The sequence below is a fragment of the Streptomyces murinus genome, assembly GCF_002154555.1.
Taxonomy (GTDB): Bacteria; Actinomycetota; Actinomycetes; order Streptomycetales; family Streptomycetaceae; genus Streptomyces; species Streptomyces murinus.
In genome coordinates, this window is record NZ_MUNF01000263.1 from 1 (window position 1) to 4,690 (window position 4,690).

The window sequence follows — 4,690 nt, forward strand, 5'->3', positions numbered from 1 at the left end:
CATCGCCGCGTACTGGTTGGTGAGGGCCGTCATCGCGCCGTAGTCCGGGTGCGCGAGGTCCTGCGCGCCGTGCACGGTGTCGATGAAGCCGAGGCCCGGCATCAGCCGCGGCGGGGCCAGCGGGAAGAGCCAGAAGCCGATCAGGGCGAGGAAGGTGGCGAAGCCGAGGGAGGTGCGGGCCCAGCGGTAGTCGACCGGGCGGCGCCAGTACAGGACCGCGAGGACCGTGAGCGGCAGCACGAAGTGGAAGGACTCGTAATAGAAGTCGAAGAAGTCCCGCAGCCAGCCGATCCCCGCCACCGTGTGGTTGAGCCAGTGCTCGATGTCTATGTGCAGGAACCGCTCGGTGTCGAACACCATCCGCCCGTGGTGCTCCGCGGTCGCCCGCCCCCGGTCGTCCCCGCTCGCGCCCGCGGCCAGCCGGACCTGCGCGTACGCGGCGTACACGACCCGGATCAGCAGCAGCTCAAGGAGGAGGTTCGGGCGGGTGAGGACCCGGCGCAGGAAGGGCAGCAGCGGGATGCCCCGGAAGCGGGCGGGGACCGCGGGGGCGTACTCGGTGGGTACGGGCTCCTGGTAGTACGGCGAGGTGCGGGACAGGAACGGTACGGCGACGGCGGCGGCCAGCGCCGCGACCAGCACCAGGTCGTCGCGCAGGGCGTACAGCGCCGGGGTGTTCGGCAGCATCATCTTCGCCGGCAGGGTCATCACCAGCACCACCGCGACCGGCCACACGCTGCGGTCCGAGGCCCGGCGGCCGACCCGGCCGACCACCGCGAGCAGCAGCCACAGCAGCTGGTGCTGCCAGGTGGTGGGCGAGACGGCGACCGCGGCGCAGCCGGTGATCGCCACGGCGAGCAGCAGCTGCCCGTCCCGCGCGTAGCGGACCGCGCGGCGCAGGGCGAGGACGGAGACGGCCGCGGCGAGCAGCAGGAACAGCGTGATCTCCAGCGGCCCGGTGAGGCCGAGGCGGAGCAGGGCGCCGTGCAGGGACTGGTTGCCCAGCGCGTCGGCCTTGCCGCCGAGGCCGACGCCTGCCGTGTGCTGGAGCCAGTAGGTGACCGAGTCGTGCGGCAGCGCGGCCCAGGCGAGCGCGGTCAGCGCGGCGAAGGTGCCGGCGCCGCTGAGGGCGGCCCGGCGGCGGCCGGTGAACCACAGCAGCGGTACGAACAGGAGCACGGTGGGCTGGAGCGCCGCGGCCAGGCCCAGGCACAGCCCACTGGCCCGCTCCCCGCGTACGGTGAAGCAGCCGAGCAGGACCAGCAGCACCGGGATGATGCTGGTCTGCCCGAGCCAGAGCGCGTTGCGCACCGGCAGCGAGAGCATCAGCAGGCTGATCGCGACCGGCGCGGCCAGCAGGGAGGTGCGCCGGCTCACCGGCTGGGGCAGCGCGCGGGCGGCGATCATGCCGAGCGCGACCACCAGCAGCAGGGTGGCGAAGGTCCAGCTCCAGCCGAGGGCGGCCTCCGCGGCCCGGGTGAGCGGCTTGAGCACGAGCCCGGCGAAGGGCGTGCCGGTGAACTGCGTGGAGTCGTACAGGGAGCCCTTGACGTGCAGCACGCCGTTCGGGCCGACCCAGGTCTCCAGGTCGGTCAGGCGTTTGCCGCTCGGGGTGGTGAGGACGGCGGTCAGCTGCCGGACCGCGAGGATCGCGGCCACCGCCCACAGCGCGAGCCGCGCCGCGCGCAGCCGTCCTTCGGCGTCCGGCGTCCCGAAGCCCTCCCTCGGTCCCCCACCGTGTTCCACGTTCGCCACGCCGCGTCGGCCTCCCGCCCCGTTTACGTCCCGGCCGTGCGTCGTGCACGCCGGGTCACCTCTGCGCAACCCTACGAGGCTCGCAGACCCCCCGGAAGGGGACGCAGGCAACCCCCGGTTCACCTGGCGCCCGCTCCCCTTTTGCCCGGATGACGATAGTGCGCGGGGGTTGCGGTTGCTGTGCGGGGGCGCGAGAAGCATCACAGCGGGGGCGCGGATCGGCCGGTCGCGAGCGGGCAGAGTTACCTGTTGACGCGCCCTTTAGCTGCACTATGCACGCATCCGTGCGCGGTACGTAACGGCGCAATCCGTGCCTATGGTCGATTTTCGGCCCTCCGTACGTCAGGCGTTCCCGCGCCGTCGTCGGGGGCCACGTCCTTGTCCCCGACGAAAGGCAGGCGAGCCCCGTTTTGGCGACCGTCACAGCCGTCACTCCCCAGCTGAAGGCCCGCGGGGCCGCTCCGGCGGCCGCCCGCGACGTCACCGTCACCGATCCCGCGCTGGTCAAGCGCGCCGTGAAGGCGGCCGCGCTCGGCAACGCCATGGAATGGTTCGACTTCGGTGTCTACAGCTACATCGCGGTCACCCTCGGCAAGGTCTTCTTCCCGTCCGGCAACCCGACGGCCCAGCTGCTGTCGACGTTCGGCGCCTTCGCGGCGGCGTTCCTGGTGCGCCCGCTCGGCGGCATGGTCTTCGGCCCGCTCGGCGACCGGGTGGGCCGGCAGAAGGTCCTCGCGCTCACCATGATCATGATGGCGGCGGGCACGTTCGCGATCGGTCTGATCCCCTCCTACGGCTCGATCGGCGTGGGCGCGCCGCTGCTGCTGCTCGCGGCACGGCTGGTGCAGGGCTTCTCCACCGGTGGCGAGTACGCCGGCGCCTCGACCTTCATCGCCGAGTACGCCCCCGACAAGAGGCGCGGCTTCTTCGGCAGCTGGCTGGAGTTCGGCACGCTCGCGGGGTACATCGGCGGCGCGGGTCTGGTGACGCTGATGACGGCGCTGCTGTCCTCCGCGGACCTGCTCTCCTGGGGCTGGCGCATCCCGTTCCTGATCGCCGGTCCGATGGGCATCATCGGCCTGTATCTGCGGATGCGCCTGGAGGAGACCCCGGCGTTCGCGGCGGAGGTCGAGAAGGCGGAGGCGGAGCGCCCGAAGGTGCCGCTGCGGGAGATGGTGGCGGGCCAGTGGAGGGCGCTGCTGCTCTGCGTGGGCCTGGTGCTGGTCTTCAACGTCACCGACTACATGCTGCTGTCGTACATGCCGAGCTACCTCACCAGTGAGCTGAAGTACGACGAGACGCACGGCCTGCTCGTGGTGCTCGGCGTGATGGCGCTGATGATGATCGTCCAGCCGTTCGCCGGTGCGCTGACCGACCGGATCGGCCGCCGCCCGGTGATCGCGGCGGGCTGTGCGGGCTTCCTGTTCCTCTCCGTCCCGGCGCTGCTGCTGATCCGCCAGGGCAGCCTGCTCGCGGTGGCGCTCGGCATGGGCGCGCTGGGTCTGCTGCTGGTCTGCTTCACGGCGGCCATGCCGGCCGCGCTGCCCGCACTCTTCCCGACCCGGGTGCGGTACGGGTCGCTGTCCATCGGGTTCAACGTGTCCGTGTCACTGTTCGGCGGGACGACGCCGCTGGTGGTGACGGCGCTGATCGGGGCGACGGGCAACATGATGATGCCCGCGTACTACATGATGGCCGCGGCCGTGATCGGCGGGTTCGCGGTGTGGCGGATGTCGGAGACGGCGGGCCGGCCGCTGCCGGGTTCCGCCCCGGCAGTGGAGAGCCGGTAGGCGCCGCAGGAGTGCGGGTGAGTCGCCAGCCGCGGGTCCGTCGTGGCTGATCGCGCGGTTCCCCGCGCCCCTTCGGGGCGCTGCCCCGGCTGAGGGAACCGCGATCTCACTCCCCTCGTCCGTACCGTGCGTAGCCGCACAACGGGGGGACGGACATTGCGCACGCCAAGGACCGCACGAATACTCTCGGTCGTACTCGCACTCCTCGGCATTCAGCTCACCTGGCTGATCTCGCCCGCCTGGGCCTGCGGCTGCGGTGCGATGGTCGTGGATCCGGCCCAGCGGATCGCCGTGTCGAACGAGCAGTCCGTGCTGCGCTGGGACGGCCGCCAGGAGCAGATCGTCATGCGCCTGACCGTCACCGGTGACGCCCGGAACGCCGCCTGGATCATGCCCGTCCCGCATCGCGCCACCGTCCGTCTCGGGGACCCCGCCGTCTTCGACCAGCTGGCCCGGGCCATCGCCCCGGTGCACCGCACCCGGTCCCACTTCTGGCCGCGGAACGGCGACTGGCCCTTCGACGAGCGGGCGGACGGCGCCGCGGCCGCCGCCCCGCGGCCCGGCGCCGCCGTGGGCGTCGTCGGACGCCAGCGCCTCGGCCCGTTCGACGTGGCACGGCTGACCGCCACCGACCCGGCCGCCCTGGACACCTGGCTGCGCGCCAACGGCTTCATGCTCCCCGCCCGGCTGAAGACGGCCCTCGCGCCGTACGTGGCCGAGCACTGGGAGTACGTCGCGATCCGCCTCGCCCCCGACACCGCAGGAACCGCCCTGCGCGGCGCCCTCGACCCGCTGCACCTCACCTTCGCCGCCGACCGCGCCGTCTACCCGATGCGCCTGTCCCGGCTGGCCACCACCCCCCAGTCGCTGGGCCTGTACGTCGTCGCCGCGCACCGCATGGAACCGGCCACGGCGATCGGTGGACCGCCGCCGCGCACCGTCTACGCCGGCCGCCTCACCGACCCCGGCGGCGCCCTCGGGACCCTCGCCCACGGGACGCCGTACCTGACCGCGCTCACCCAGCAGTTCCCGCAGCCCGCCCGTATCTCCGGCGACCCGGTCCAGCTCGTCGTCATAGATCACCTGCTGGACGGGGGTGTCCGTGGCGGCCCGGCGCAGTTCGTGGTCGCCGGAGATACGGGCGG

General features: G+C 72.7%; 3 protein-coding genes. 2 read left to right on the forward strand and 1 reads right to left on the reverse strand.

Annotated features, from left to right (window positions below; all coding sequences use genetic code 11):
* Window positions 1-1,755 (reverse strand): bifunctional glycosyltransferase 87/phosphatase PAP2 family protein (locus tag CCN72_RS17410; protein ID WP_167408684.1); only part of this gene is annotated, 1,755 nt, incomplete at its 3' end.
* Between the two features lie 410 nt (window positions 1,756-2,165).
* Here CCN72_RS17410 and proP point away from each other — a divergent pair.
* Window positions 2,166-3,545 carry a glycine betaine/L-proline transporter ProP gene (proP, locus tag CCN72_RS17415; protein ID WP_086808314.1) on the forward strand — a complete coding sequence of 460 codons (1,380 nt, stop codon included), beginning with the start codon at window positions 2,166-2,168 and terminating at the stop codon, window positions 3,543-3,545.
* 156 nt (window positions 3,546-3,701) lie between these two features.
* Window positions 3,702-4,690: DUF2330 domain-containing protein (locus CCN72_RS17420; RefSeq protein ID WP_244174280.1), on the forward strand; the 989-nt coding region annotated here is incomplete at its 3' end.